This is a genomic window from Burkholderia sp. MSMB0856 (assembly GCF_001524645.2).
GTDB lineage: Bacteria > Pseudomonadota > Gammaproteobacteria > Burkholderiales > Burkholderiaceae > Burkholderia > Burkholderia diffusa.
The window spans coordinates 1,924,634-1,950,943 of record NZ_CP013428.1 but is presented as its reverse complement, the minus strand read 5'-3'; the positions used below and the strand labels follow the sequence as shown (position 1 = coordinate 1,950,943).

The 26,310-nt window shown below is 66.0% G+C and carries 26 protein-coding genes; 16 read left to right on the top strand and 10 right to left on the bottom strand.

The window, feature by feature from the left end:
• Position 1: 1 nt before the first annotated feature.
• From WS87_RS26360 to WS87_RS26340, 5 genes are all read right to left on the bottom strand, one after another.
• On the bottom strand, positions 2 to 364 hold the full coding sequence (locus WS87_RS26360) for a YbjQ family protein (RefSeq protein ID WP_059692038.1): 363 nt from the start codon (positions 362 to 364) through the stop codon (positions 2 to 4).
• 121 nt (positions 365 to 485) lie between these two features.
• Entirely contained in the window at positions 486 to 1,739 is a 1,254-nt protein-coding gene (locus tag WS87_RS26355) for a M20/M25/M40 family metallo-hydrolase (protein ID WP_059819535.1), read from the bottom strand.
• 79 nt (positions 1,740 to 1,818) lie between these two features.
• Complete coding sequence (locus WS87_RS26350; RefSeq protein WP_059819534.1) at positions 1,819 to 3,531, bottom strand: M36 family metallopeptidase; 1,713 nt, start codon at positions 3,529 to 3,531, stop codon at positions 1,819 to 1,821.
• A gap of 479 nt (positions 3,532 to 4,010) precedes the next feature.
• The gene (locus WS87_RS26345) at positions 4,011 to 4,955 is read right to left on the bottom strand and encodes a GlxA family transcriptional regulator (RefSeq protein ID WP_059819533.1); all 945 of its coding nucleotides are present in this window, start codon (positions 4,953 to 4,955) and stop codon (positions 4,011 to 4,013) included.
• A gap of 133 nt (positions 4,956 to 5,088) precedes the next feature.
• Positions 5,089 to 6,051, bottom strand: a complete 963-nt coding sequence (locus WS87_RS26340) for a helix-turn-helix domain-containing protein (protein ID WP_059819532.1) — start codon at positions 6,049 to 6,051, stop codon at positions 5,089 to 5,091.
• A gap of 240 nt (positions 6,052 to 6,291) precedes the next feature.
• Between WS87_RS26340 and WS87_RS26335 the strand changes: the two genes are divergently transcribed.
• The 6 genes from WS87_RS26335 to WS87_RS26310 are packed head-to-tail and all read left to right on the top strand — an operon-like array spanning position 6,292 to position 10,246.
• Positions 6,292 to 7,449 carry an amine dehydrogenase large subunit gene (locus WS87_RS26335; protein ID WP_059819531.1) on the top strand — a complete coding sequence of 386 codons (1,158 nt, stop codon included), beginning with the start codon at positions 6,292 to 6,294 and terminating at the stop codon, positions 7,447 to 7,449.
• Positions 7,450 to 7,456: 7 nt separating this feature from the next.
• A complete protein-coding gene (locus WS87_RS26330) occupies positions 7,457 to 8,011 on the top strand; it encodes a MauE/DoxX family redox-associated membrane protein (protein WP_059819530.1) in 555 nt (184 codons plus the stop codon).
• The gene (mauD, locus tag WS87_RS26325) at positions 8,008 to 8,643 is read left to right on the top strand and encodes a methylamine dehydrogenase accessory protein MauD (RefSeq protein ID WP_059819529.1); all 636 of its coding nucleotides are present in this window, start codon (positions 8,008 to 8,010) and stop codon (positions 8,641 to 8,643) included. Before WS87_RS26330 ends, mauD begins: the two co-directional genes overlap by 4 nt.
• A 39-nt stretch (positions 8,644 to 8,682) precedes the next feature.
• Positions 8,683 to 9,228, top strand: a complete 546-nt coding sequence (locus tag WS87_RS26320; RefSeq protein WP_059819528.1) for a methylamine dehydrogenase light chain — start codon at positions 8,683 to 8,685, stop codon at positions 9,226 to 9,228.
• On the top strand, positions 9,225 to 9,725 hold the full coding sequence (locus WS87_RS26315; RefSeq protein WP_059819527.1) for a c-type cytochrome: 501 nt from the start codon (positions 9,225 to 9,227) through the stop codon (positions 9,723 to 9,725). The genes WS87_RS26320 and WS87_RS26315 overlap by 4 nt, the downstream gene beginning before the upstream one ends.
• An 11-nt stretch (positions 9,726 to 9,736) precedes the next feature.
• Complete coding sequence (locus tag WS87_RS26310; RefSeq protein ID WP_082750675.1) at positions 9,737 to 10,246, top strand: c-type cytochrome; 510 nt, start codon at positions 9,737 to 9,739, stop codon at positions 10,244 to 10,246.
• A 108-nt stretch (positions 10,247 to 10,354) separates the two neighbouring features.
• Here the strand turns inward: WS87_RS26310 and WS87_RS26305 are convergent, their stop codons facing one another.
• Positions 10,355 to 11,119, bottom strand: coding sequence for an SDR family NAD(P)-dependent oxidoreductase (locus tag WS87_RS26305; protein WP_059702324.1), 765 nt, complete (start codon positions 11,117 to 11,119; stop codon positions 10,355 to 10,357).
• A 142-nt stretch (positions 11,120 to 11,261) separates the two neighbouring features.
• Between WS87_RS26305 and WS87_RS26300 the strand changes: the two genes are divergently transcribed.
• The 3 genes from WS87_RS26300 (at position 11,262) to WS87_RS26290 (ending at position 14,194) form a co-directional block, all read left to right on the top strand.
• Complete coding sequence (locus WS87_RS26300) at positions 11,262 to 12,179, top strand: LysR family transcriptional regulator (protein WP_059819525.1); 918 nt, start codon at positions 11,262 to 11,264, stop codon at positions 12,177 to 12,179.
• Positions 12,180 to 12,351: 172 nt separating this feature from the next.
• Positions 12,352 to 13,479, top strand: coding sequence for an aminotransferase class V-fold PLP-dependent enzyme (locus WS87_RS26295; RefSeq protein ID WP_059819706.1), 1,128 nt, complete (start codon positions 12,352 to 12,354; stop codon positions 13,477 to 13,479).
• 145 nt (positions 13,480 to 13,624) lie between these two features.
• A complete protein-coding gene (locus WS87_RS26290; protein WP_059819524.1) occupies positions 13,625 to 14,194 on the top strand; it encodes a YdeI/OmpD-associated family protein in 570 nt (189 codons plus the stop codon).
• Positions 14,195 to 14,457: 263 nt separating this feature from the next.
• Here WS87_RS26290 and WS87_RS26285 read toward each other — a convergent pair whose 3' ends face one another.
• Positions 14,458 to 16,758, bottom strand: coding sequence for an NADP-dependent malic enzyme (locus tag WS87_RS26285; RefSeq protein WP_059534353.1), 2,301 nt, complete (start codon positions 16,756 to 16,758; stop codon positions 14,458 to 14,460).
• Between the two features lie 135 nt (positions 16,759 to 16,893).
• Between WS87_RS26285 and WS87_RS26280 the strand changes: the two genes are divergently transcribed.
• The 7 genes from WS87_RS26280 (at position 16,894) to WS87_RS26245 (ending at position 23,946) form a co-directional block, all read left to right on the top strand.
• The gene (locus WS87_RS26280) at positions 16,894 to 17,865 is read left to right on the top strand and encodes a LysR substrate-binding domain-containing protein (protein ID WP_059534236.1); all 972 of its coding nucleotides are present in this window, start codon (positions 16,894 to 16,896) and stop codon (positions 17,863 to 17,865) included.
• Positions 17,866 to 18,182: 317 nt separating this feature from the next.
• The gene (locus WS87_RS26270) at positions 18,183 to 19,136 is read left to right on the top strand and encodes a choline ABC transporter substrate-binding protein (protein ID WP_059692048.1); all 954 of its coding nucleotides are present in this window, start codon (positions 18,183 to 18,185) and stop codon (positions 19,134 to 19,136) included.
• A 100-nt stretch (positions 19,137 to 19,236) separates the two neighbouring features.
• Positions 19,237 to 20,166, top strand: a complete 930-nt coding sequence (locus tag WS87_RS26265; RefSeq protein WP_059534240.1) for a 3-keto-5-aminohexanoate cleavage protein — start codon at positions 19,237 to 19,239, stop codon at positions 20,164 to 20,166.
• Positions 20,167 to 20,252: 86 nt separating this feature from the next.
• Complete coding sequence (locus tag WS87_RS26260) at positions 20,253 to 21,218, top strand: L-carnitine dehydrogenase (RefSeq protein ID WP_059819523.1); 966 nt, start codon at positions 20,253 to 20,255, stop codon at positions 21,216 to 21,218.
• Positions 21,219 to 21,224: 6 nt separating this feature from the next.
• A complete protein-coding gene (locus WS87_RS26255; RefSeq protein WP_059819522.1) occupies positions 21,225 to 21,713 on the top strand; it encodes a thioesterase family protein in 489 nt (162 codons plus the stop codon).
• Between the two features lie 57 nt (positions 21,714 to 21,770).
• Positions 21,771 to 22,727, top strand: coding sequence for an alpha/beta hydrolase (locus WS87_RS26250; protein WP_059819521.1), 957 nt, complete (start codon positions 21,771 to 21,773; stop codon positions 22,725 to 22,727).
• A 22-nt stretch (positions 22,728 to 22,749) separates the two neighbouring features.
• The gene (locus WS87_RS26245) at positions 22,750 to 23,946 is read left to right on the top strand and encodes a TauD/TfdA family dioxygenase (protein ID WP_059819520.1); all 1,197 of its coding nucleotides are present in this window, start codon (positions 22,750 to 22,752) and stop codon (positions 23,944 to 23,946) included.
• A gap of 193 nt (positions 23,947 to 24,139) precedes the next feature.
• Here the strand turns inward: WS87_RS26245 and WS87_RS26240 are convergent, their stop codons facing one another.
• The 3 genes from WS87_RS26240 to WS87_RS26230 all read right to left on the bottom strand — a co-directional run bounded on the left by WS87_RS26240 (position 24,140) and on the right by WS87_RS26230 (position 26,078).
• Positions 24,140 to 24,442 carry a DUF4148 domain-containing protein gene (locus WS87_RS26240; RefSeq protein ID WP_059534248.1) on the bottom strand — a complete coding sequence of 101 codons (303 nt, stop codon included), beginning with the start codon at positions 24,440 to 24,442 and terminating at the stop codon, positions 24,140 to 24,142.
• A 214-nt stretch (positions 24,443 to 24,656) separates the two neighbouring features.
• Positions 24,657 to 25,643 (bottom strand): oxidoreductase, encoded by a 987-nt coding sequence (locus WS87_RS26235; protein WP_059819705.1) that lies wholly within the window; start codon positions 25,641 to 25,643, stop codon positions 24,657 to 24,659.
• 144 nt (positions 25,644 to 25,787) lie between these two features.
• Entirely contained in the window at positions 25,788 to 26,078 is a 291-nt protein-coding gene (locus tag WS87_RS26230; protein ID WP_044847789.1) for a DUF3331 domain-containing protein, read from the bottom strand.
• Positions 26,079 to 26,310: the final 232 nt, after the last annotated feature.

The window sequence follows — 26,310 nt, the reverse complement described above, 5'->3', positions numbered from 1 at the left end:
GTCAGGCGTCCTGCGTCACGCGCACGGCCGTGCCGTAGCAGATGACTTCCGTGATGCCCGACCCGATATCGGTCGAGTCGTAGCGCATCGCGACGATCGCGTTCGCACCGAGCTTGCGCGCGTCGGCGAGCATCTTGTCGAACGCTTGCTGCCGCGCTTTCTCGCACAGCGACGTATAGAGCGTGATGTTGCCGCCGAAAATGGTTTGCAGCGATGCACCGAACGAACCGACGATCGAGCGCGAACGCACGATGATGCCTTGCGCGACGCCGAGCGAGCGGACGGTCGTGTGGCCGGGCAGGTCGAAGGCGGTCGTGACGCGCTCGGGCGAGAGATCGTCGGCGGAGCGGGAGAAGTCGGTCATGGCGTTGCACCGTGTCGCGGAAGTGATCGGACGACGATTCTATCCGGAACGGGAAATCGGACTCGAACGGGCGCGCGTGACGCGCGCCCGTTCGGCGAGGTGTTGAGCGACCGCGGCCCCGTCAGTGCTTGACGGTCGCAGTGCCGTCACCGCCGAGATCGACGGCATACGCGAGCGCCAGCTTGCCGAACTTCAGCGCGTGGTTCGCTTGCCGATCCGAATTCTCCAGCGTGTCGTTCACGGTATGGATATACGGACTGTCGTTCTGGTCGGCCTCGAACGGGAACGACGCCGGATAGCCCTGCGCATTCCACGACGCGTGATCCGAACAGGCATACCCGCACTGCGACGTGCCGATCGCGAGTTCCGGCAGGTAGGTCTTCGCCAGATTCGTCAGATAAGTGTTCTGAGCGGCGTTCGTGTAGTCGGTGATCAGGTAGATGTCTTTCGGATCGCCCTTGTAGTTCGTCATGTCGAGCTGCAGCACGCCGACCACGTTCGCATTCTGCGTGCGGAACTGCTTGGCGATCGCCTTCGATCCGAGCAGACCTGCTTCCTCGGCCGCGTAGCCGACGAACTTGATCGTCCGCTTCGGCCGGTAGCCGTTCGCGAGCAGCACACGCAGCGCTTCGGTGAGGCTGGCAATGCCGGACGCATCGTCGTCGGCGCCGGGCGAGCGCGTGTTTTCCGTCGTGCGGCCGACCGTCGAATCGAGGTGGCCGCCCAGCACGACCGTGCCCGCGGCGGGATCGCTGCCGCGGATCGTCAGGATGACGGATTTCTGCGGAAAGCCCGTATGCGCGAACTGCTCGACGGCGATGTCGGTGCGCGAGCCGGCCAATTGCTTCCACTGCAGCGCGAGCCAGTCCGATGCGGCGACGCCGTGCGACGTCGTGTAGTAGCGGTTCGTGAAGCCGGACATCGACGTGATCGTGCCGACGATGTTACTGGCCTGAAGTTGCTGGATCCAGGTCTTGATCTGCGGCGCGTTCGACACCGTGTAAGCGGTCGCGGCCGCCTGTTTCGCGAGCGTCGCGGGTATCGGCTGCAACGCCTGGCGTGCGTCGTCGAACGAGTCGTGCACGATGTAGCCGGGCCCGTGGCCGCGCGCATGGTGTACCGCGTGGGCGAGTTCTCCGAGCCGCGCATCGTCGATCTCGACGACGTGCACGGTTTCGCGGCGGGCGGCGCCGTCGGCCGTCTTGCCCGTGTCGACCGTCGTGCTGTACTGCGCGGTCGCGCTCGCATCGATGCGTTGAAGCTGGCGGAAAGCGGTGTCGCCGAGCGTGATCCACACCGGCGTCGCGTGCGCGGCGGCGGTCAGCAGCATGCCGCCCAGCGCGGCGCTCAGGCGGGTCAATGTCAGAGTAGGCATGTTCGATCTCGTGAGGATGGCGATGTCGAGGAAGAGGGCGCGCCGCAGGTCGTGCGACGCCGCCCCGCCTGCTGCGGAATTACGACTTCTGCGGCACGGTCACGCCGTACGTGCAGCTCTTGTTGTACGCGTTGCCGATCGCCGTGAGCTGCGCGCTGCTGTAGCCGAGCGCGGCGGCGGCCGTCAGCACCGCTTGCGCGGCGGCCTTCTGGTTCGTCGAGCTGTTGGTCATCGACAGCCCCTTCATGAACGCCTTGTCCATCGCCTGCGCGCCGATCGCATCGCGCGCGACGAGGTTGCACGACGCCCAGTACTGTCCGGCCGTGTGGATCTCCGCGCCGCGTGCCTGCGCGTAGGTGCGACCGACGTTCCAGTTCGTCACGCGGCCGCCCCAGTATTCGTTGTGGCCGTCCCAGTTGTAGACCCAGTGATACTGCGCGTCCGACGGGCTCCATTGATTGAAGTCGCGGCTGTACGCGGCGGCGAGATAGTCGCCCGTGCCTTCCGACAGGCCTTCCTGCTGCGACAGGCCGCCGTTGGTCACCCAGTCGTGGATGCCGTGGCCGAGCTCGTGGATCACGACGTCCGCATCTTCCGCATCGTCGACACCGCCCTGCCCGAAGGTGAGCCGGCCGCTGCTCGACGAATACGACGAGTTGTCGTCGCCCGATTCGCCGTGCGGGTCGTACTGCACGCCGCCCGTGTACTGGTACGGCATCGCCTTGATGCCGAGCGTCTGGTTCACGTAACGAAGGAACGTGTCGATGTGGTAATACGTGTTCACCGCCTCGAAGTACAGATTGCCGCGCGTGAACTCGAACGCGGGCGTCGCCTGTGCCGGGCACGCGTTGTCGCGCGGCGCATCGAAATCGACGCACGACGCATACGGGCCCGACAGCACGTAGCGTGAATTCGATTGCGCAAGATCCTTCAGCGTCACGCGTACGCGCGAGGCCGTGAGCTGCGTGGAGTCCGCGTCGTTGTTGTCCTTGTAGCCCGTGCTGCCGTAGCTGCTCTTCGTCGACGAAAGCGGATCGGGCCGGAACACGAAACCGGTGCCGTCGGTCGCATAGAACGCCTTGTCCTCGGCGCGCAGCACTTCGCCGCTGCCCGCGTCGATCAGCAGTTCCCAGTCGCCTTTCGGGCCGTCCTGCGGGCGGCCGCGCACCTTCCATGCGGTATGCGTGCCGGCCTTGTCGACGAACGCGACGAGCTGCGCGTCGAGGTTCGTGAAGCCGCCGACGCCGAGATACGCGCGCGCGCGGTCGAGCGCCTGCTGCTGGTCGACGGCCTGCGCCTTGCGCGCGGTGGCGACCACGCCGTTGATCGTGTTGCTCGCGACGTACAGGATGCGGCCATCCTTCGCGACCGTCACCGCGATGTCGCTGCCGTACACGGGCAGCCCGGCCGCCTGCTGCTGGAAGCGCACGACGGTGAAATCGGCGTCGTCGCGCTCCGACGTCACCGCGAGGCTCGCGAGCGTGGCCGGGTCGAGCCCGAGCTGCGTGGCCTGCGATGCGACGAAATCGCGGGCGGTGGCGGCGGGCGTGGCGGCCGCCTTCTTCGCGCGATACGCGGGGTTGTACAGCGTGACGGCGACGCCATCCGCGCGGAACTGGCCGGCGGCCGTATCGGCCTTGGCCGCGGCCGGTGCCACGCCGCGCGTCAGGCTTTCGCGCAGGCTCGACGCCTGCGGATTCGCGACCTTGGTATCGGCCGCGCTGCCGCCGACGATGCCGAAACCGAGCGCGAGACCCAGGGCGAGCGGTAATGCTTTGCGTGATGTCTGCATACGTGATCCTCATCTCAACGGTTGGACACGCCCGCGCGCTTGTGACGAGCAGGCACGACACGGCTCGCGCGCCGGCTCGATGGAACCGGTGCGGTGAAGCGGTGCAGGGAGATTCGACTGACTGAGGAGGACTAAGCGTCAGGTCGAAAGGAATCGGAACGGAACGGCGGCGGGGAAGCGAACGGCAGGCAGGTGCGGCGACGGCGAAGCGAGCATCGTCATGTCATACCCCTCGGATCGGCATTGATGGCGGTTTGGCAGCCTGCGTGGCGCGACGTGCGTCAGGCCCGGGCTCTCATCTCCTTAGGGCTGCCTATCTAATTGCGAGGTATGTTACAGAATATTTTCGACGACATTGCAATTTATTTTCGAAGGCCGCTTCGGTCCGTCGATCAATCGGCGGCATTGTTCATCGATTGACGTGAAACGCTGCCGAAGCGCGCAATAGCGCGCCGGATTGTACGTAAAAGCGGCGCTGCTCAGCGCGTCGCGCGGCGGTCGCTGCGCGGGCTCACGCCGAAACGCGCGCGATACGTGCGCGAGAAATGCGACGGCGATTCGAAGCCGCATGCGACGCACACCGACGTGATGCTCATGTCGGTCTGCTGCAGCAGCTCGCGGGCGCGATCGAGGCGCAGGTTCAGGTAGAAGCGCGTCGGCGTGTCGTTCAGTGTCGCGCTGAACAGCCGTTCGAGCTGGCGCCGCGTGATCGACACGTCCTGCGCGAGCGCGTCGGAGCCGAGCGGGCTTTCCATGTGCCGCTGCATCGTGTCGATCACGTGGATCAGCTTGCGGTTGTGCACGCCGTAGCGCGCGGCGATCTCGAGCCGCTGGCTGTCCGAGCGTTGCCGGATGCGGCTGACGACGAACTGCTCGGAGATCGCCGCCGCGAGGTCGGCGCCGTGCCGCCTGCCGATCAGGTCGAGCATCATGTCGATCGACGCGGTGCCGCCCGCGCAGGTGATGCGCCGGTCGTCGATCTCGAACAGTTCCTGCGTTGCATTCAGGCCCGGGTAGCGTTCGCGGAACGCGGCGAGCGCTTCCCAGTGCAGCGTGAGCGTTTGCGATGCGTCGAACAGCCCGGCTTCCGCCAGCACGAAGCTGCCGGTGTCGATGCCGCCGAGCGTCGCGCCGTGCCGGTTCTGGCGGCGCAGCCAGTCGCCGAGCGCGCGGTCGTAGCACACGAGCGGATCGAAACCGGCGACGACGAACACCGTCTCGACCTGCGCGACGTCCGCATACGCGGCTTCGGCGGCGACCGGGATGCCGTTGCTCGCGGCGACGGGCGCGCCGTCCGCGCTGATCACGTGCCAGCGGTACAGCTCGGTGCGAAAACGGTTCGCGACGCGCAGCGGTTCGACCGCCGACATGAAGCCGAGCGCGGAGAAGCCGGGCAGCAACAGGAAGTGGAAATCCTCGGGCATCGGGGCGTGGGGTGGAATCGGGTGGTCGTCACGGACGCGACGCGGCGCGGCGTGCGACCGGACATACGCACGCCGCGCCCGGCTCGCGCAAGCCGGACGTTCAACGCCCGATTATCGCGGGTTTTGCGGGTGTTCAGCGCGTTTTTGCGCCGCGCACCGTCCGGCGCGCCGTCGTCGAAGGCAGCTCGCCGAACTGGGCCTTGTACGCTTTCGCGAAATGCCCGAGGTGGATGAACCCCCAGCGCGCGGCCGCTTCGCTGATCGGCAGGTCGGATTGCCGTGTATCGAGCAGCAGGCGCCGCACTTGCGCGAGGCGCAGCGAGCGCGTGTAGTTCAGCGGACCGGTCTGCGCGACCGACTGGAAGCTGTTCTGCATCGTGCGCCGGCTCACACGCAACTGCGTGCACAGGCTCAGGATGTCGACGGGCGCCTCCGGGTGCTCGATCACGTAGTCGTGCACGCGCCGCACGATGTCGGCATGGCACGCATGCGTCAGACGATTCAAAGGCTCGGGCATTCGATACGTGAGCAGATCGACGAGCACGTTCGCGACATCGCTGCGCAGCACGGACTGCGCACGCGCCGTGTCGAACGTATCGGGCGCCGACAGCACGCGTTCGAGCAGCGTCGCGAGCTGCACGCTCGCGCGTTCGCGCGCGGCGACCGGCACGTCGGCGACGCCGCGCCGCAGCGCGCGCTCGTCGAGCCGGAGATCGGCAGCATCCTCGATTTGCTGCATCAGCTCGGAATCGACGACCACGCCGATCAGCGACATGTCGTCGGGCGAATGGAGTTCGAAAGGCGAGCCGCCGCGCGCCAATACGATCGTGCCACCCTCGATGCGCGCATCGCCGAATGCGAAGGTGCCCGAGCCGGTGAGCGGCATGCCGAACACCGTATGGCCGTGCGGCAGGCGCCCGCGCTGGATGACCCGCACGTTCGCCGCTTCCTGGAACAGTTGCACGCCGTCGAGCTCCACTTGCTTGACCGCGCTGCGATACGAGCCGGAGCCGATCTGGTCGTAGCGCTGGTCCCAACCGCGCAGCGCCTCGGCATGCCGGTCCGCGTCGTCGAACATCTGATGAAACACGAGCATGGCGCCTCCGGCGGTCGTTCGGACCGCGCAAGATTAAACCGACCGCACGGTCGGTGCAATACGGATGAGCGCTATTTCCGTGGGGTTTTGGAGGGGGCGGAAGATGTCGACCTCGGGTGCCTTTCAGGCGGTTTTCCAATATCCCGAATCGGCACGCACGCGTTGCCGGTACGGGTGCTGAGCGGATTTATTGTCGAACTACATTCGCCCCACATAACGTGAATCCCAACTGGAGGCGACATGAGAACAAGGCGACGCACCGCGGCTTTCGCGGCGACGCTGGCGTTCGCGGCGGCGTGGGCCGGCAGCGCATACGCGACGGAAAAGCCCGAGGAACTGGTCGTGCAGAAGATGCCGCCGTGGCATCCGCACGAGGTGTACGTCGTCGATATCGCAATGCCGACGATGACCGACGGGCGCATCTTCGTGTACGACGCCGATGCGAAGAAGCTGCTCGGTCAGATTGACGGCGGTTTCGCGCCCGGCTTCGCGATCTCGCCCGACCGCAAGACGAGCTTCGTTGCGACGACCTATTTCTCGCGCGGCTCGCACGGCACGCGCACCGACGTCGTCGAGATAACCGACAACACGACGCTCGACCACGCAGGCGAGATCGTGATTCCGGCGAAGCATGGGCAGCACGTGCCGTCGCCGTACAACACGGCGTTCAGCGCGGACGGCAAGCTGCTGTACATCGCGAACATCACGCCGGCCGCGTCGGTGACGGTGATCGATGCGGTGTCGAGGAAAGTGCTGTCGGAGATCGACACCGCGGCATGCGTGCTCGCCTATCCGTCGGGGAACGATCGCTTCACCGCGCTGTGTGAGAGCGGCAAGGCGCTCACCGTCACACTCGACGCCAACGGCAAGGAGGTGAAGCGCACGATGTCCGACGCATTCATCGACGTCGAAAATGATCCGGCCTTCATCAACGCTTCGCGCTACCACGGCGGTTATCTATTCACGACGTACCACGGCAACGTGCGCAGCGCCGACTTCAGCGGCGACAAGCCGACGTTCGGCAAGTCGTGGTCGTTGCTGAGCGACGCCGAGCGCGCCGAAGGCTGGCGCCCGGGCGGCATGCAGCAGACGGCCGTGCAGGTCGGGCAGAACCGCTACTACGTGCTGATGCACAAGGGCGGCGACGGCACACACAAGGATCCCGGCACGCAGGTCTGGGTGTACGACCTGAAGTCGAAACAGCGTGTCGCGCGCTGGGACCTCGCGCAGCTGAATGTCGATCCGCTCGTGTCGATCCAGGTCAGCGAGGACGAGAAGCCGCTGTTCTACGGACTGACGGGCACGTCCGATCTCGTCGTGATGGACGCGCAAACGGGCAAGCCGCGGCACGTCGAGAAGCAGATCGGCAGCACGTCGACGCTGCTCGTGAACCCGTGAGGCCGCAATGATGCTCGATCCCGTACTCGCCACCAGCGCACAGGCAGGCGCGGCCGTCGTCGTGCTGCTCGGCGCCTTCGCCAAGATGCGCCGGCCTGCGACGTTCCGGCAGGCGCTCGCCGGCTATCGCCTGCTGCCCGACGCGCTCACCTCGCCCGTCGCATTCGCGATTCCGCTTGCGGAAGCCGTCTGCGCCACGGCGCTGCTGTTTCCCGACACGCGCACGACCGGCGCGCTCGGCTTGATCGCATTGCTGCTCGTATTCGCGGTCGGCATCGCGATCAACATCCTGCGCGGCCATACCGATATCGACTGCGGCTGCTCCGGTTTCGCCGCCGCGCGCGCGGACGCGCCGCGCGGCATCGGCTGGCTGCATGTCGCGCGCGTGCTGCTGCTCATCGTGCTGACTGCGACCGCGTTCATCGAACCGGGCAGCCGCGCGGTCGTGTGGTTCGACTACCTGACGCTGCTCTCTTCCGTGCTGCTGATCGTCTGCGCGCTGCTCACCGTCGACGTGCTGCTCGCCAACGTACCACGCCTTTCCCACCTGAGGAATTCATGATGCAAACCGCTCTCACCGTTTCCACGGCCTTGCTGTGGGTTGCCGTTCTCGCGCTCGGCGCAATCTGCCTCGCGCTCGTGCGCCAGATCGGCATCCTGTACGAACGCATCATGCCGGCCGGCGCATTGATGATCGACAAGGGGCCGGCGGTCGGCGCGATCGCGCCGACGTTCGAACTGACCGACATTCGCGGCTCGCAGGTGAAGGTCGGCGGTATCGATGCATCGGGCAAGGCGACGCTGCTGTTCTTCCTGTCGCCGACGTGCCCGGTCTGCAAGAAACTGCTGCCGCTGTTGCCGTCGTTGCAGGCGAGTGAATCGACGCCAGTGAACATCGTGCTCGCGAGCGACGGCGATCTCGACGAACACACGCGCTTCGCACAGAAGCACGACCTCGCACGTTTCCCATACGTGCTGTCGCAGGAGCTGGGCCTTGCGTATCAGATCGGCAAGCTGCCGTACGCGGTGCTGCTCGACGACACCGGTGCCGTGCGCGCAAAGGGGCTCGTCAACGCCCGCGAGCATCTCGAGAGCCTGTTCGAAGCGAAGGAGCGTGGCGTTGCATCGCTGCAGCAGTTCGTGCACGGCGATCACGACCATGGCGGTCACGAAGGGCACGCGCAGCACGCGTGACCGGCCGACCCTCTTTCAACGTCAACGGAGAACAACCACATGAGCCTGTTTGATTCATGGTTCGAGCGGTCGGCGCGCGGCGTCGCGCAGCATAGTTCGCGGCGTAGCGCGATGGCGAAGCTCGGCAAGGTGCTGGTCGGATCGGCGATGCTGCCGCTCTTGCCCGTCGATCGCACCGCGTATGCAGCGGATGCGGCGTCGGGCGCATCGGCGGCTTCGGGTGCTGCCGCGCCGGGTGCGAGCGACGATCCGATGAGCTGCGATTACTGGAAATACTGCGCGATCGACGGCTGGCTGTGCAGCTGCTGCGGCGGTACGTCGAGCAGTTGCCCGCCGGGCACGACGCCATCGCCGATCACGTGGATCGGTACGTGCCGCAACCCGCACGACGGGTCGGACTACATCGTGTCGTACAACGATTGCTGCGGCAAGACATCGTGCGGAAAGTGCTTCTGCAATCGCAACGAGCGCGAGAAGCCGCTGTACAAGCTGTCGCTGAACAACGACATCAACTGGTGCATGGCGAACGGAAATTCTAACTATCACTGTTCAGTTTCGGTCCTGCTAGGAGCGGCGAAGCAATGAAAACGAAGCAAGGTGGAAAGTTCGTTGTCGCGTGTGTGGCGGCTGTCGCGGGTTTTGCGTTGCCGGGCTTCGCCGATGCGCAGCAGGCCGTTCACTACCCGGCGGGCAAGAGCCTGTTCGATGCGCAGTGCGCGGTGTGTCACCAGGCGGGCGGCAAGGGGCAGGACGGCCTCGCGCCGCCGCTGACCGAGTATCCGGGCAGGTATGCAACGGCCGACGCGGGCCGCGTGCAGCTCGTCGCGACGTTGCTGCACGGGATGTTCGGCGAGATCACGGTGCACGACAAGCGCTACAACTTCAAGATGCCGTCATTCGCGAGTGCGAGCGATGACGATATCGCGAACGTGCTGAACTATGTCGTGTTCGATCTCAACGACAAGCACGGCGACGCGAAGCCGTTCACGGCGGCCGACATTCGCGCGGCGCGCGCGAACGAGATGGACGGCACGGCCGTTCATGCGCAGCGTGCGGTCGTGACGAAGGGGCTGGGGCTTTGAATGCCGTGCGCATGCGCTTGCGTGGCGGCCGGCGCGCGGCGGCGTGCCCGAACGGTTCATTCATGGCACGGTGCCTGTCTTCGATGCTGGTCACTGCCGCATTCGCGATTGCCGTACCCGCGCATGCCGACGGCGTGATCGACGCGACGCTCGCGCGACAGCACTGGGTGCTCAACTGCATGGGCTGCCACACGGCGACGGGCGGCGGCATTCCGGGCAAGGTGCCGCCGCTCGCGAATTCGCTCGGTTATTTCACACATCTGCCGGCGGGACGCGAGTACGTGATGCGCGTGCCCGGCGCGTCGAATTCGGCGCTGTCGGACGAGGATCTCGCCGACGTGCTGAATTGGGTGCTCACGACGATGAACCGCGATGCGCTGCCGCACGACTTCAAGCCTTATACCGCCGCCGAAGTCGCTGCGCATCGGCGTCCGGCGTTTTCGGACGTCGCGACGGTACGCGCCGGGCTGGTCCGCGCACTGCATGAGCGCGGAATCGCGGGTGTGTCCGAGCGGTACTGATCGGCTTTGCCGATGGCGCTTGGGCGCAGGCGTCGTCCGGTTGCCCCTGCTGCGGCGCGACTCGCGGGGGCGCTTCGTCGAGATGGCGGCGGTGCGCCTGCGCCACGCTCAGATCTGCTGCTGGCCGCCATCGACGAACAGCTCGATGCCGTTCACGAAGCTCGCGTCGTCCGACGCGAGGAACAGTGCGGCGCCCGCGATCTCTTCCGGCTCGCCCAGGCGCCCCATCGGAATCTGCGCGGCCAGGTAATCGGCGAGACCTTGCCGTTGCGCGGCGTCCTGGCCGGCGAGGTCGAGCAGGCCCGGCGTGCGGGTTGCGCCCGGGCTGATCGTGTTCACGCGGATGCGGCGCTCCTTCAGATCGAGAATCCAGCTGCGAGCAAACGCGCGCACCGCTGCCTTCGAAGCCGAATACACGCTGAATGCAGCGGTGCCCGCGCTGCCGGCCGTCGAGCCGGTGAGGATCACCGATGCGCCGTCGGCGAGCAGCGGCAACGCCTTTTGCACCGTGAACAGCACACCTTTCACGTTGCGATTGAAGGTGTCGTCGAAATGTTCTTCCGTGATGCTGCCGAACGGCAGCATCGAACCGCCGCCGGCGTTCGCGAACAGCACGTCGAGGCGCCCGTGTTCTTCGTTGATTTGCGCATAGAGCGCGTCGAGTTCGTCGAGCTTCGTGGAGTCGACGCGTACGCCCGTCGCGTTGCCGCCGCCTTCGCGGATCGCGTTGACCGCGGCATCGAGTTCGGCCTGCCGGCGGCCGGTCAGGTAGACGTGCGCGCCTTCCGCCGCGAAGCGCTGCGCGGTGGCGAGGCCGATGCCGCTGGTGCCGCCGGTGACGAGTGCGATCTTGTTGTCGAGCTTGCGTGCCATGGTGTTTCTCCTTTCGTTCAGTGAGTGGGTGACTGCGTTTCGGTGTTGCGTGCTGCGATGTAAGGAGAATATCGACGCGCCCTTCGTTTCGAAATAGAATTGATCGCAAGTCAACGTTGCATAAATGAAAAGATGAGGGGAAATGGCCAGGCTGCCTGACTTCGAAGGGCTCGCGATGTTCGCCAAGGTCGCCGAGGAAGGATCGTTCGCGGCGGCGGCGCGCGCGATGGGCGTATCCGTGGCGACCGTTTCGCGCGGCGTCGCCCGCCTGGAAGACCGTTTGGGCGGACGACTTTTCAACCGGACATCCCGTCAACTGGCGCTCACCGAGTTCGGCCGGACGATCTGCGAAAAGGCCGGCGAGGTGTATCGCCATGCCGAAGAAGCGGAAAGTGCCGCGCGCGAGATGGCCGTGCAGCCGCGCGGGCTGGTGCGCCTCGCGGTGCCGATGTCGTTCGGGTTGCGCTGGGTCGCGCCGCTGCTGCCCGGTTTCTTTCGTGCATATCCGGACGTGTCGATCGACTTGCATCTGTCGGATGCGTCGGTTGACCTGATCGCCGACGGTTTCGATGCCGCATTGCGTATCGCCGCGCTGCCGGATTCGTCGCTGGTGGCCCGGCGGTTGTGTGCAGTGACGCAATACGTGGTGGCGTCGCCTGCATACCTGAAGCGCGAAGGACGGCCCGCGCATCCGCGCGAACTGGCGGGGCGGCCATGTCTCTCGTACGCGTATCGGGCGCATAGCGATGTGTGGCGTTTCACGAACGACGCGGGTGACGAGGAGGCGGTCATGCCGAACGGTCCGCTGCGCGTGACGAACGCCGATGCGCTGTTGCCGACGCTGCTCGCCGGTCTCGCGATTGCGGAGCTGCCTGAATTCATCGCCGGCGAATATCTGGCCGATGGCCGCCTCGAAGCGATCCTGACCGAGTGGTCGTTGACGCGGGGTGGCCTCTACTTCGTCACGCCGTCCGCGCGCGCACGGCCCGCGAAGGTTGCCGCGCTGTCCGACTACTTCGCCGAACATCTGTCGGATCCGTCCTGGCGATGGCCGAAGTGATCGATTGCCGCAGTGCGCCATGCGGCACACCAAAATCCCCTGACGTCAGACGGCTTTCGCTAGAATCGATCATCGTTCAGGTACAAGCGCAGAAATGCATCGGTGCGGCGGTATCCACTACGCGAATGCCGCTCGCGCTCATCCCATGGTTCATCCTTTACCGGAGGCGAACGTGCCAGGCTTACTTCCCGATGTCGATCGTGACGGGCTTCTCGAATATTCGGTGGTGTACACCGACCGGTCGATCAATCACATGTCGCAGCGCTTTCAGGGCGTCATGCGCGATATTTCCGCGGCGCTGAAGAAGGTCTACAACGCGAAGGCGGTGGCGATCGTTCCGGGCAGCGGGACGTTCGGCATGGAAGCCGTTGCGCGCCAGTTCGCGACGGACACGAAGTGTCTGGTCATCCGCAACGGCTGGTTCAGCTTCCGCTGGTCGCAGATTTTCGACATGGGCCGCATTCCGTCCGAGTCGATCGTGTTGAAGGCGCGTCCGGTCGAGCCGGGCAGGCAGGCGGCGTTCGCGCCGGCCCCGATCGAGGAGGTCGTCGCCGCGATTCGCGAACACAAGCCGGATCTGGTCTTTGCTCCGCATGTCGAAACCGCCTCCGGGATGATGTTGCCCGACGCGTATCTGCGCGCGGTGGCCGACGCCGTGCACGCGGTCGGCGGCATGTTCGTGCTCGATTGCATTGCGTCCGGGACGATCTGGGTCGACATGGAGGCGAGCGGCGTCGACGTGCTGATCAGTGCGCCCCAGAAGGGCTGGAGCGCGTCGCCAGGCTGTGCGCTGGTGATGATGAGTCCGCTTGCGCGCGAGCGAATCGATGCGACGACCAGCACCAGTTTTGCATGCGATCTGCGCAAGTGGCTGCAGATCATGGAAGCGTACGAGAACGGCGGGTTCGCGTACCACGCGACGATGCCGACGGACAGCCTCGCGACGCTGCGCGACGTGATCAAGGAAACGGAAGCGTACGGCTTCGACAAGGTGAGGGCGGAACAGCTCGAACTCGGCACGCGGATTCGCGCGTTGCTGGCCGAGAAGGGGTTCCGGAGCGTGGCGGCGGAAGGCTTCGAGGCGCCGGGCGTCGTCGTGAGCTACACGGACGATGACGACATCCGGTCCGGCAAGAAATTCGTCGACGTCGGCATGCAGATCGCGGCTGGTGTGCCGCTGCAGTGCGACGAGCCGGCGGATTTCAAGACGTTCCGGATCGGCTTGTTCGGGCTCGACAAGCTGCATGATGTCGATGCGGCGGTCGGGCGATTTGCTGACGCGTTGGAACGCGTTCTGTAGCGCGCGTTTTCGATCGGCCGAGGTCGGAAGCCGCCAAATCCGGCGATGACTTCCGACCCAAACAAGCCGGACGTTGCTGTTCGTAAAGCGCTGTTGGACTGCGGACGGTTTCCCGCGCCCGTACTCAACCATTTTGGACAGTGACATGACCGAATGCGCTCTGACATTTGCCAGTCAAACCGAATGGGAAAGCTGGTTGGCGCAAAACGGCGGCACTTCGAGCGGAGTATGGCTGCGTCTGGCGAAAAAAGGTGCCACGCAGCGAACCGTCACCTACGACCAAGCGTTGGAAAGCGCGCTCTGTCATGGCTGGATCGACGGCCAAAAACGGGCTGAGAGCGAGACGTACTGGTTACAACGCTTCACGCCGCGCTCCGCAAAAAGCATCTGGTCCAAACTCAACAAGGACCGGGCCGAAGCGCTGATCGCCGCAGGCAGGATGCGCGCGTCCGGCATGCGCGAGATCGAGAAGGCGCGGCGGGACGGCCGCTGGAAGGCTGCTTATACGTCGGCCAGCAACTCGACCGTGCCGGACGACCTGCAGGTGGCGTTGGACGCAAATTCGAAAGCCAAGGCGTTCTTTGCAACGCTGAATAGCCGCAACCGCTACGCGATCCTGTTCCGGATACAGAATGCGAAAAAACCGGAAACACGGGCGCGTAAAATCGCGGAATTCGTCGACATGCTGAACCGCGGTGAAACCTTCCATCCGTAAATCTTGTGCTTCTGATGGAGATCTTGCGAAACGCGGGCATCGAATCCGTGATGGCCGCTTCTGTCCGGCAGCCGTCATGCGCGGGAAAGGTTGTGTCCGCAACAAATGTCGAAAGTTGTGTCTGCTCGCGTGCGCTTCATTCGGCGATTCGTTGATCGTCCGAAGAATCTCGTCGGCCAGCGCGATATCCGCGCCGGTTGTGGTGCAGACCGTAACCCGCTGACCGATGGGGTCGGCCGTAGCCGACCCCGCATCAACCGCAATTACACGGCCGCGTTGCGATTCGCCTCGATCACCGTCAACGCCGTCATGTTCACGATCCGTCGCACGGTCGCACTGGACGTGAGGATGTTCACCGGCCCGTTGACGCCCAGCAGGAACGGCCCGACCGCAACGTTACTGCCGGCCTCGGTCTTGAGCAGGTTATAGGCGATATTCCCTGCATCGACGTTCGGACACACGAGCAGGTTCGCCGCACCCTTCAGCGGCGACATCGGCAGCAGTCGTGCCCGCAGCGCCTCGTCGAGCGCGCAGTCGCCGTGCATCTCGCCATCCGCCTCGATATCCGGCGCTTGCGCGCGAATGATTTCCAGCGCCCGGCGCATCTTCACGCCCGAAGCCGCGCTCCCCGACCCGAAGTTCGACCGCGACAGCAGGGCAACCTTCGGCGAGAGATTCAGCCACTCCATCTGCCGCGCGGCCGCGATCGTGAATTCCGCGATCTGCTCCGCATCAGGGTTGTCGTTGACGTGCGTATCGACCAGCGCGACCGTCCGCTGATTCAGCAGCAGGATGTTCATCGCGGCGTAGGTCGACGCATCGGGCTTCCTGCCGATCACTTCGTCCACGAATCGCAGGTGATTGTGGTACTCGCCGACCGTCCCGCAGATCATCCCGTCCGCATCGCCGAGCCGCACCATCATCGCGCCGATCAGCGTCAGGCGGCGCCGCATTTCGACGCGCGCCATTTCCTTCGAGATGCCGTCGCGACAGCGCAATTCCCAATACGTCGTCCAGTATTGCGGGAAACGCTCGTCATATTCCGGGTTGGTCACTTCGACATCCTGACCGAGACGCAGGCGCAGGCCGAACCGCTCGATACGCGCGAGCAGCACTTCCGGACGCCCGACCAGGATCGGACGCGCGAGTTTCTCGTCGACGATGACCTGCACCGCGCGCAGCACACGCTCGTCCTCGCCCTCGGTGAACACGATGCGTGCCTTGCCGCCATCACGCACGAGCTGACGCGCGGTCGCGAACAGCGGCTTCATGAACGCGCCCGAGTGGTAGACGAACTGCTGCAGCTGCTCGACATACGCGTCGAGATCCGCGAGCGGGCGCGTCGCCACGCCGCCTTCGATCGCGGCCTTGGCCACGGCCGGCGCGATGCGAACGATCAGGCGCGGATCGAACGGCTTCGGAATCAGGTATTGCGGACCGAAGGACACTTCATCGCCGCCATAGGCCGCCGCGACGATGTCGTTCTGCTCTTCCTGAGCGAGGCCGGCAATCGCGTGAACCGCGGCGATTTCCATTTCGCGGGTGATCGTCGTTGCGCCCACATCCAGTGCGCCGCGGAAAATGTACGGGAAGCAGAGAACGTTGTTGACCTGGTTCGGGAAATCCGAGCGGCCCGTCGCGATCACGACGTCGTCGCGCGTCGCATGCGCGAGTTCCGGGAAGATTTCCGGCGTCGGATTGGCGAGCGCGAGAATCAGCGGACGCGCGGCCATCGCCTTCAGCATCTCCGGTTTCAGAATGCCGCCGACCGACAGCCCAAGGAATACGTCGGCGTCGCCGATCACTTCGGAGAGCGTGCGCGCGTCGGTTTCCTGCGCGAAGCGTTCCTTGGCGGGATCCATCAGCGTGGTGCGGCCGCGGTAGACGACGCCTTCGATATCCGTCGCCCAGATGTTCGCGACCGGCAGCCCGAGGTCGACGAGCAGGTCCAGGCAGGCCAGCGCCGCGGCACCGGCGCCCGACGTCACGACCTTCACCTCGGAAATCGACTTCCCGACCACCTTCAGCCCGTTGATGAATGCGGCGGCCACGGTAATGGCGGTGCCGTGCTGGTCGTCGTGGAAGACCGGAATCTTCATGCGCTCGCGCAACTTGCGCTCGACGGTGAAGCACTCGGGCGCCTTGATGTCTTCGAGGTTGATCCCGCCGAAAGTGGGCTCGAGGCCGGCGATGATGTCGACGAGCTTGTCCGGATCGGTCTCGTTGATCTCGATGTCGAACACGTCGATCCCCGCGAACTTCTTGAACAGCACGGCCTTGCCTTCCATGACCGGCTTCGACGCGAGCGCGCCGATGTTGCCCAGACCCAGCACGGCGGTGCCGTTGGTGATGACGCCCACCAGATTCCCGCGGCTCGTGAAGCGATGCGCGTTCAGCGGCTCGGCGGCGATCGACTCGCACACGCTGGCGACGCCCGGCGTGTAGGCGAGCGCGAGATCGCGCTGCGTCACGAGCGGCTTGCTGGCGACGACGGAGATCTTCCCCGGGGTCGGAAACTCGTGATAGTCGTACGCGGCCTGCTGCTGAGTCTCTGTCTGTTTCATGTTTTTGGGTCCGGGCGTGCGCGCCAGGCCAGTCCCGACGCGATCCATGAGGTGATTCTAGGGATCAGCCATAAGGAGATGATTCTGTTTTAATATCGGTCCATCACTTTTTCATGATGGTGTGGCGGTTCGGCAATGACATTCGACGCGAACGACGTGGTCCGGCGGCTCGGTGCGCGCCTGAAGATGCGGCACCTGATGCTGTTGCTGCAGATCCAGCAGCACGGGTCGCTGACGCGCGTCGCGGAGCACATGGCCAGCAGCCAGCCTGCCGTGACGAACGCGCTGTCCGAGCTGGAAAGCATGTTCGGCACGCCGCTGTTCGAGCGCTCGTCGCGCGGGATGCGGCCGACCGCGCTCGGCTCGGTCGTGCTCGAGCGCGCCCGGGCGATGCTGAAGGACCTCGACCATCTCGCCCGCGAGATGGAGGCGGTCGCCGCCGGCCACGCGGCCCACCTGCATATCGGCGTGATTCCGTTTATTTCGGGCCAGATGCTGTCGGCGGCGCTCAAGCGGCTGCAATCCCGGATGGAGCGCCGCCTGACCGTGACGATCCACGAAGGCACCAGCGACCAGTTGCTGCTCCAGCTCAAGGACCACAGCGTCGATCTCGTGATCGGGCGGGCGTCGTCGGCGGTCGATCTGGGGCAGGTTTCCTTCGAAGTTCTGTACCAGCAGCAGCCGCGGATGATCGCGAGCCGGCGCCTCGCCGCGAAACTGGCGCGCATGAAGCTCGACTGGGAGAAGCTGCGCGAACTGGACTGGATTCTCGGCGCGCCGCATACGCCGATGCGGGAGCAGGTGACGGACCTGTTCCTGTCGGCCGGCATCGCGCCGCCCGTGCCGATCGTCGAAAGCTACTCGTCGAAGCTGATCGGCGAAATGATCGCGTCGAGCGACGACGCCGTATCGATCGTGCCTGCCGATATCGCCGAAGAAATGGTGCGCATCGCCGGCGTGGCGATCGTGCCTTACTCGCTGGTCTGGACGCTGCCGCCCATCGCGCTGTTTACGCGCGCCGCCGAATCGCATGCACCGACGCGGGATCTGCTGGTCCAGGCGTTGCGCGAGATCTGCAGGGAAACCTACGTCGAGGTACCGCGATAACGTGTCGGGCGCCGGCCCGCACCGGCCCGGCCGGAATCGACATCACGCGCGTTCCGGCGCCACCGCCGAAGCACGCTCCGTCGGCATCCGTCACGCCGCATCCGGACAACCCCCGCTTCGCCGAAATTCGCCTCAAACCCCCGCCGCACAAGACATTGCTCGCGCATAGTGGTTTCCACTCATAGTCGCAAATAGTCAAGAAAAGGTCGCCGCCGGTCGTCTTTCGACCAATATGGCTCGTTACTTTTACTCCCACGATGCAGGCCGGGACGCACTCCGCGAACCCGTCGGACATCGGTCCAATCGGGAGAGAAACCATGAAGTCGACAAAGATCGCCGCGTTCGTCGCGGCCGTGCTGGCGACCGGCGCATTCGCGACCGCGGCGCACGCCGAAACGGAAGCAGCGACCTGCCGCAACGTACGCTTCGCGGACATCGGCTGGACCGACATCACGTCCACCACGGCGCTCGCGTCGACGGTGTTCGAAGGGCTCGGCTACAAGCCGACGACGACGATCGCATCGGTGCCGATCTCGTTCGCCGGCCTGAAGAGCAAGCAGCTCGACATCTCGCTCGGCTATTGGTGGCCGGTGCAGCAAAAGCAGCTCCAGCCGTTCCTCGACAGCAAGTCGATCAACGTGGTCGAGACGCCGAATTTGTCGGGCGCGAAGGCGACGCTCGCGGTGCCGAGCTATGAATACCAGGCCGGCCTGAAGACCTTCGATGACATCGCGAAACACCGCGCGGAACTCGACGGCAAGATCTACGGGATCGAGCCGGGCAGCAGCGCGAACGCGACGATCCAGAAGATGATCGACACGAACCAGTACGGCCTGGGCGGCTTCAAGCTGGTCGAATCGAGCGAGGCCGGGATGCTCGTGACGGTCGAGCGCGCGATCCGCGAGAAGAAGTGGGTCGTGTTCCTCGGCTGGGAACCGCATCCGATGAACATCCAGATCAGCATGAACTACCTGTCCGGCGGCGATGCGAGTTTCGGCCCGAACTACGGCGAAGCGCGCGTGTACACGCTGACGGCGCCCGACTTCATCGCGCGCTGCCCGAACGCGGGCAAGCTCGTCGAGAACCTGCGCTTCACGACGCAGCTCGAGAACCAGCTGATGCAGTCGGTGATGAACAAGACGAAACCGGCCGACGCCGCGAAGGCGTACCTGAAGAAGAATCCGCAGGTGCTCGATGCCTGGCTCGCCGGCGTCAAGACGTTCGACGGCAAGGACGGCCTGCCTGCCGTGAAGGCGTATCTCGGCCTGTAACGGCCCGCGCGCGCCGCAAGCGGGCGGCGCGCAGCGACAAATAATCTGCAGTACGACGGAAAACGAGCGACACGAACAGCATCAAGCGAGGGCATTCAGCATGAACCACGAAGTCATCATCACCTGCGCGGTCACCGGCGCGGGCGACACGGTCGGCAAGCATCCGGCGATTCCGGTCACGCCGAAGGAAATCGCGGCCGCCGCGATCGAAGCGGCGAAGGCCGGCGCGACGGTTGCGCACTGCCACGTGCGCGACCCGCAGACGGGCCGCGGCAGCCGCGACCCGAACCTGTACCGCGAAGTGGTCGACCGGATCCGCTCGGCGGACGTCGATGTGATCATCAACCTGACGGCCGGCATGGGCGGTGATCTGGAGATCGGCCCGGGCGAGGACCCGATGCGCTTCGGCAAGGGCACCGATCTCGTCGGCGGCCTCACGCGCCTCGCGCACGTCGAGGAACTGCTGCCGGAAATCTGCACGCTCGACTGCGGCACGCTGAATTTCGGCGACGGCGACTACATCTACGTATCGACGCCCGCGCAACTGCGCGCCGGCGCGAAACGCATCCAGGAACTCGGCGTGAAGCCGGAACTGGAAATCTTCGATACGGGCCATCTGTGGTTCGCGAAGCAGTTGCTGAAGGAAGGGCTGCTCGACGATCCGCCGCTGTTCCAGCTGTGCCTCGGCATTCCGTGGGGCGCGCCGGCCGACACCGGCACGATGAAGGCGATGGTCGACAACCTGCCGCCGGGCGCGCACTGGGCTGGCTTCGGGATCGGCCGCATGCAGATGCCGATGGTCGCGCAGGCGATGCTGCTCGGCGGTCACGTGCGCGTCGGCCTCGAAGACAACATCTGGCTCGATCGCGGCGTGCATGCGACCAACGGCACGCTCGTCGAGCGTGCGCGGGAAATCGTCGAACGCCTCGGCGGCCGCGTGCTGACGCCGGCCGAAGGGCGTCGCAAGCTCGGCCTGCCGGCGCGCGGCGAGCGTCCGCTCGAACGCCGCGCGGTGACCGAATTCGCGTGAGTTTGCAAGGCTGATTCCGATTCAATGCGGCGGCGCGCACGGGCGCGGTCGCCGTCCGATTTCCCCCGATTTGAAGGATGCGTGACATGGCAGTGAAGACCGACATCAAGACGTTCGCCGCGATCGGCACCGGCGTGATCGGCAGCGGATGGATTTGCCGTGCGCTCGCGCACGGTCTCGACGTGGTCGTGTGGGACCCCGCGCCGGGCGCCGAGGAGCGGTTGCGCGCGAACGTCGCGAATGCGTGGCCCGCGCTCGAACGCGTCGGCCTCGCGCCGGGCGCCGATCCCGCGCGGCTGCGCTTCGAGTCGACGATCGACGCCTGCGTCGCCGACGCGGACTTCATCCAGGAAAGCGCGCCCGAGCGCGAGACGCTGAAGCTCGAACTGCACGAACAGATCAGCCGCGCGGCGAAGCCCGACGCGATCATCGCGTCGTCGACGTCGGGGCTGCTGCCGACCGACTTCTACGCGCGTGCGACGCACCCGGAGCGCTGCGTGGTCGGCCATCCGTTCAATCCGGTCTACCTGCTGCCGCTCGTCGAGGTGCTCGGCGGCGCACGCACGTCGCCGGAAGCGGTCGAGGCCGCGATGGCGATCTATCGCAAGCTCGGCATGCGGCCGCTGCACGTGCGCAAGGAGGTGCCGGGCTTCATCGCGGACCGGCTGCTCGAAGCGCTGTGGCGCGAGGCGTTGCATCTCGTCAACGAAGGCGTCGCGACGACCGGCGAGATCGACGATGCGATCCGCTTCGGCGCGGGCATCCGCTGGTCGTTCATGGGCACGTTCCTGACCTACACGCTGGCCGGCGGCGATGCCGGCATGCGACACTTCATGCAGCAGTTCGGCCCCGCGCTCGAACTGCCATGGACGAAGCTGGTCGCGCCGAAGCTGACCGACGAACTGATCGACAGCGTCGTCGAAGGCACGAGCGAGCAGCAGGGCACGCGCAGCATCAAGGAACTCGAACGCTATCGCGACGAGTGCATCACCGAGGTGCTGAAGGCGATCGCCGCGGTGAAGGCGCGGCATGGGATGCGATTCGAGGACTGAACGAACATGACCGGCGATACCCCGCTGACGATTTACCACGACGTCGTGCGGCCCGAGTGGGTCGACTACAACGGCCACCTGCGCGACGCGTTCTATCTGCTGATCTTCAGCTTCGCGACCGATGCGCTGCTCGACCGCATCGGTCTCGACGACGCCGCGCGTCGCGAGCGGGGCCGCTCGGTCTACACGCTCGAAGCGCACGTGAACTATCTGCAGGAGATCAAGGAAGGCACGCGCGTGCGCGTCGATGCGCGGGTGTTCGCGCATGACGCGAAGCGGCTGCACCTGTATCTCGAGCTGTTCGCGGACGGCCATGACGGCGCGGTGTCGGCGAGCGAGCAGATGCTGCTGCACGTCGATACGCGCGACGGCGCGAAATCGGCGCCGTTCGACGACGACGTCGCCGCGCGCGTGGCCGAACTGCATGCGTTGCAGCGCGATTGCGCGGCGCCCGCGTATGCGGGGCGCGTGATCGGACTGCCGCCGCGTCGCTAGCGTCGACGTTCAACGTTCAAATTTCAGCGTTCAACCCTCGACCGCGGAGCGCACACGATGCTCGAACCGGAAATCGCGGCGTTCGTTGCAGCCGTCGACACTTGGTATCCGGCCGACGCGGCGGCGCGCTCGCCCGTCGAGCAACGCCGCATCTACGATCGCTTCGCGGCCGCATGGACGCCCGCCGAACTGCCGCCCGGCATCGTGCAGCAGGACGCCGCGTGGCACGCGCCGGACGGCCGCGCCATCGCACTCCGGCGCTACGCGCCTGCGCACGGCGAGCCGCGCGGCACCGTGCTGTTCTTTCATGGCGGCGGCTTCGTCGTCGGCTCGCTCGACAGTCACGCGCTGATCACCGCGCAACTGGCCGCCGACACGGGGCTGGCCGTGATCGCGGTCGACTACCGGCTCGCGCCCGAGCATCGTGCGCCGGCCGCGCTCGAAGATTGCCTGGCCGTCACGCGCGCCGCGCGCGACGCAGCGGGCTGGCCGTTCAACTCATGCGCGCGACCGCTGACGCTCGCGGGCGACAGCGCGGGTGGCAATCTCGCGGCCGCCGTCGCGACCGCGCTGCGCGATGCGGGCGAAGGCGGCATCGACGGGATTGCACTCGTCTATCCGATGCTCGGCATCGAACCGCAATCGCCGGCGCGCGAGGCGGAAGCGCACGCGCCGATGCTGACGCTCGACGACGTTCATCGCTATCGCGCGCTGTACTGGGGCGATGCGGATGAAACCGCGCTGAAAGACGATCCGCTGCTGCGCGCATCCGTGCCGCTTGCGGCGACACGCTTCGACGGGCTGCCGCCCGTGCTCGCGATCGGCGCGGAACACGATCCGCTGCGCGACGATGCGCGCGTCTACGTCGAACGCATCCTTGCGGCCGGCGGCGCCGCGCGTTACTGGAGGGGAGAGGGGCTGGTGCACGGCTGCTGGCGCGCGCTCGGAACGAGCCCGCAGGCGGCGCGGATGCACCGGATGATCGGCGGGTTTCTGCTCGCACCACACGCGTAGCGGGCGTTTCCGGGAGGCAACGATGCAGGCAGCGCAACACCGTATCGAGGACTGGCGGACCTTTTCCGCCGACGCGGCCATTGCGGCGGCGACGATCGGCGATGGAACGGTGGACGTCGAGTGGAGCGACACGCGACGATCGCCGTTTCACTTCGACTGGCTGCGCGACAACTGCGCGTGTTCCACGTGCGTGCATGCACTCACGCGTGAGCAGGTGTTCGAGATCGCCGACGCACGCGAGGATTTGTCTGCGCTCGCCGTGCATGTCGAAACCGACGGCGCGCTGCACGTCGAGTGGAACGACGGACATCGCAGCACCTGGTCGCCTGGATGGTTGCGTGCGCATGCATACGACGATGCGTCGCGCGCGGAACGCCAGGCCGCGCACGGGCGGCACGTATGGGCCGGCGACGATGCGACGGCGATCGGCGTGTTCGCATGGCGTGACGTGATGGAGGACGACGGCGCGTTGCGCGAGTGGCTTGCCGCCTTGCAGCGCACGGGATTGACGCTCGTCGAGGGCGTGCCGGCCGAACGCGGCCGGGTCGACGAGATCGCGCGTCGTGTCGGCCTGATCCGCGAAAGCAATTTCGGCGTGCTGTTCGATGTCGAATCGAAGCCGCGACCGGACAGCAATGCCTATACGTCGCTCAACCTGCCGCCGCACACCGACTTGCCGACGCGTGAATTGCAGCCGGGCGTGCAGTTCCTGCATTGCCTCGCGAACGACGCAACGGGCGGAGACAGCATCTTCCTCGACGGCTTTGCGCTCGCGCAAGCGCTGCGGCGCGACTACCCGGCCGATTTCGAATACCTTGCCTCGACGCCGTTCGAGTTCTGGAACAAGAGTGCGAACAGCGACTACCGCTGCTCGGCGCCGGTGATCGGCCTCGATGCACGCGGCAACGTGACGGAAGTGCGCGTCGCGAACTTCCTGCGCGGGCCGCTCGATGCGCCGGCCGGATCGGTCGCGGCCGTCTATCGCGCGTACCGGCGGTTTCTCGCGCTCGCGCGCGAGCCGCGTTTCCGGGTGCAGCGCCGCCTGCGGGCGGGTGACATGTGGGCGTTCGACAACCGGCGCGTGCTGCATGCGCGCACCGAGTTCGATCCGTCGACGGGCCGCCGGCATCTGCAGGGCTGCTACGTCGATCGCGACGAACTGCTGTCGCGCTGGCGTGTGCTGTCGCGTGCGGCGCCTGCTGCAACCGCTGGGCGTTGACCGACGCATACGGCAACGCCACGCATACCTCGCCGTGGAAAAAGCGCCCGGACGCAGCGCGCCCGGGCGAAGCCACCCGCTGCCGGGCGGCGGAGGTATGCGTTTCACAAAACAAGACGAGCCCGCATCAGGGGCTCGTCCGGGTACAGCTTCGTCGCGCGATGCGCGGTGCGCCCGCCAGGGGCGCGTCGGCTTACTGGCCGAAGAAGATCGAGTCGCGCGCGTTCGACGACGCTGCGGCGACCGGGGCGCCCGAGTGGACGACCGGAACCGGTTGCGCGCCGTAGCCGCTGGCGTCGGCACCATGAACACGCGCTTCCGCCGACTGGATGTCGTTCGGGTAGTACGGGCTCGACACGCCCGGCTTGTAGCCGGCTTGTTCGAGCTGGACCAGTTCGTTGCGGACTTGCGCGCGGGTCACGGTGCTTTGTGCGAAAGCGCCGAACGAAGCGGACAGGGCGACAGCGGCAACGACTGCGGAAACGAGCGATTTCATGATGACCTCCGGTGTTTTATTGGGTTCGCTTTCGACACCATGTCTGCAGCGATTGACTAAATGTTAGTCACCGGGTCGTGCAGGGTAAACGCTGATTTTGACGATAGATTGTTTCCGGACTGGTAACAGTGGGCCGTTCAGTCATGCTTTCACCAAGCTTTCATTTCTGCGAGTGTAATAAGCATGACAAATGTTGAGGCGAGCGGCGCGTGATTCAACGCACCTCGGTCGCCGGGTCGAACGGCGTGGCGGGCGGGCGACCCTCGGCCACGCCCGAGCTCAGGAAATGCACGCCCGTCGCGGCTTCGGAGGCCTCCCACAGCAGCGCGGCGGTCGCCACATCGCGCGCCGCGCGCGGCACGCTCGCCGGCGCCGGCAGGCCGCTCGACTCGAACCAGCCGGACGGTCCGATGTACGAGCCGCCGGTGAGGTCGGGTGACGTCGCCGCGTGAATCGCGGGAAGCGCACCCTGATCGGCCGGTTGCGCGAGATAACGGTTCGCCGCGCGCATCAACGCGGCGCGCGTGGGCGAACTGTCCATCGCGGGGCCCGCGAACTGGAGATTGGTCGCCGCATAGCCGGGATGCGCGGCGACGCTGATGCCCGCGAACGCCGCGCGCTGGAAGCGGCGCTGCAGTTCGATCGCGAACACGAGGTTCGCGAGCTTGCTGTCGCAGTAGGCGAGATAACGGTTGTAACCGCGCTCGGCCCGCAGGTCGTCGACGCGGATCCGGCCGCCGCGGTTGAAGCCGCTCGACATCGTCACGACCCGCGCGCGCCGGGCGGCGCGCAGCGCGGGCAGCAGATGCCCGGTCAACGCGAAATGGCCGAGGTGGTTGGTGCCGAACTGCATCTCGAAGCCGTCTTGCGTGTGTCGCAGCGGCAGGAACATCACGCCGGCGTTGTTGCAGAGGATGTCGACGCGGCCGTGGCGGTCGGAGACGTCGGCGGCGAAGCGCTGGATCGACGCGAGATCGGCGAGGTCGAGCGGATCGACTTCGACCCGGGCGGCGGGATGGAATCGGCGGATCGCATCGGCGGCCTGCGCGCCGCGCGTGGCATCGCGGCAGCCCATCACGACCGTCGCGCCCTTGGCGGCCAGCGTTTCCGCGATCTGCCAGCCGAGCCCGCTGTTGGCGCCGGTCACGACCGCGACTTTGCCACCTTGCGCCGGGACGTGGCGCGCGCTCCATGCATGCATGTCTGCCTCCATCGGCGTGGCCGGTGCGCCACGACGTGTAATCGTTACATTGAATGCTGTAACGATAGTCCGCGCGGGCGGGGCAGACAAGCGGGGGAACTAGACCGGCGGTTCTAGGCCGGCTTGCGTGTCGCGCGACGGACGTTACCGGCTGCCGGCCAGGGCGAGCACTTCGGCGGCGGAGATCATCGCGGCCGCGTTTGCCGGTGCCGGGCGCTCGGCCGGGCGGAAGACTTCGTCGCCGCGCTGGATGACCTGACGCGACAGCGCGCAGGTGCCGGTGCGCTGCGCGAAGCGGCGGCGCCAGCGCTGTTCGCCGTAGTGACAGCGGCCCGGTTCGACCCAGCGGACGACGAGCAACGTATCGGAGCGTTCCAGAATTTCGACGTGGACGTCGGCGGGATCGAGCACAGGCAGGGATTTGGAGGCCTTCATTTGCCGTTTCCTAAAGCTCGTGCGGTTTCGCTCGTGGCAGTGGATGTCACTACCCAACGGCGATTCCGTAGCGGTTTCCATGAGTGGTGCGCTAAATGTAAGCGTCTGTGACCGGAAAAAACATCCTGTCTGGCTCAAATTACCTTTTGCCGATTTAGAAACAATCGACGCGCATTTTCTTGAAAAACCAACGACAAAAGCGCCCCGGACGCGAACGCCCGGGGCGGAAAAT

Excerpts from the sequence above, each read along its gene's own strand:
- WS87_RS26360 (WP_059692038.1), bottom strand. The coding sequence starts at position 364 with ATGACCGACTTCTCCCGCTCCGCCGACGATCTCTCGCCCGAGCGCGTC.
- WS87_RS26355 (WP_059819535.1), bottom strand. The coding sequence starts at position 1,739 with ATGCCTACTCTGACATTGACCCGCCTGAGCGCCGCGCTGGGCGGCATG.
- WS87_RS26350 (WP_059819534.1), bottom strand. The coding sequence starts at position 3,531 with ATGCAGACATCACGCAAAGCATTACCGCTCGCCCTGGGTCTCGCGCTC.
- WS87_RS26345 (WP_059819533.1), bottom strand. The coding sequence starts at position 4,955 with ATGCCCGAGGATTTCCACTTCCTGTTGCTGCCCGGCTTCTCCGCGCTC.
- WS87_RS26340 (WP_059819532.1), bottom strand. The coding sequence starts at position 6,051 with ATGCTCGTGTTTCATCAGATGTTCGACGACGCGGACCGGCATGCCGAG.
- WS87_RS26335 (WP_059819531.1), top strand. The coding sequence starts at position 6,292 with ATGAGAACAAGGCGACGCACCGCGGCTTTCGCGGCGACGCTGGCGTTC.
- WS87_RS26330 (WP_059819530.1), top strand. The coding sequence starts at position 7,457 with ATGATGCTCGATCCCGTACTCGCCACCAGCGCACAGGCAGGCGCGGCC.
- mauD (WP_059819529.1), top strand. The coding sequence starts at position 8,008 with ATGATGCAAACCGCTCTCACCGTTTCCACGGCCTTGCTGTGGGTTGCC.
- WS87_RS26320 (WP_059819528.1), top strand. The coding sequence starts at position 8,683 with ATGAGCCTGTTTGATTCATGGTTCGAGCGGTCGGCGCGCGGCGTCGCG.
- WS87_RS26315 (WP_059819527.1), top strand. The coding sequence starts at position 9,225 with ATGAAAACGAAGCAAGGTGGAAAGTTCGTTGTCGCGTGTGTGGCGGCT.
- WS87_RS26310 (WP_082750675.1), top strand. The coding sequence starts at position 9,737 with ATGCGCTTGCGTGGCGGCCGGCGCGCGGCGGCGTGCCCGAACGGTTCA.
- WS87_RS26305 (WP_059702324.1), bottom strand. The coding sequence starts at position 11,119 with ATGGCACGCAAGCTCGACAACAAGATCGCACTCGTCACCGGCGGCACC.
- WS87_RS26300 (WP_059819525.1), top strand. The coding sequence starts at position 11,262 with ATGGCCAGGCTGCCTGACTTCGAAGGGCTCGCGATGTTCGCCAAGGTC.
- WS87_RS26290 (WP_059819524.1), top strand. The coding sequence starts at position 13,625 with ATGACCGAATGCGCTCTGACATTTGCCAGTCAAACCGAATGGGAAAGC.
- WS87_RS26285 (WP_059534353.1), bottom strand. The coding sequence starts at position 16,758 with ATGAAACAGACAGAGACTCAGCAGCAGGCCGCGTACGACTATCACGAG.
- WS87_RS26280 (WP_059534236.1), top strand. The coding sequence starts at position 16,894 with ATGACATTCGACGCGAACGACGTGGTCCGGCGGCTCGGTGCGCGCCTG.
- WS87_RS26270 (WP_059692048.1), top strand. The coding sequence starts at position 18,183 with ATGAAGTCGACAAAGATCGCCGCGTTCGTCGCGGCCGTGCTGGCGACC.
- WS87_RS26265 (WP_059534240.1), top strand. The coding sequence starts at position 19,237 with ATGAACCACGAAGTCATCATCACCTGCGCGGTCACCGGCGCGGGCGAC.
- WS87_RS26260 (WP_059819523.1), top strand. The coding sequence starts at position 20,253 with ATGGCAGTGAAGACCGACATCAAGACGTTCGCCGCGATCGGCACCGGC.
- WS87_RS26255 (WP_059819522.1), top strand. The coding sequence starts at position 21,225 with ATGACCGGCGATACCCCGCTGACGATTTACCACGACGTCGTGCGGCCC.
- WS87_RS26250 (WP_059819521.1), top strand. The coding sequence starts at position 21,771 with ATGCTCGAACCGGAAATCGCGGCGTTCGTTGCAGCCGTCGACACTTGG.
- WS87_RS26245 (WP_059819520.1), top strand. The coding sequence starts at position 22,750 with ATGCAGGCAGCGCAACACCGTATCGAGGACTGGCGGACCTTTTCCGCC.
- WS87_RS26240 (WP_059534248.1), bottom strand. The coding sequence starts at position 24,442 with ATGAAATCGCTCGTTTCCGCAGTCGTTGCCGCTGTCGCCCTGTCCGCT.
- WS87_RS26235 (WP_059819705.1), bottom strand. The coding sequence starts at position 25,643 with ATGCATGCATGGAGCGCGCGCCACGTCCCGGCGCAAGGTGGCAAAGTC.
- WS87_RS26230 (WP_044847789.1), bottom strand. The coding sequence starts at position 26,078 with ATGAAGGCCTCCAAATCCCTGCCTGTGCTCGATCCCGCCGACGTCCAC.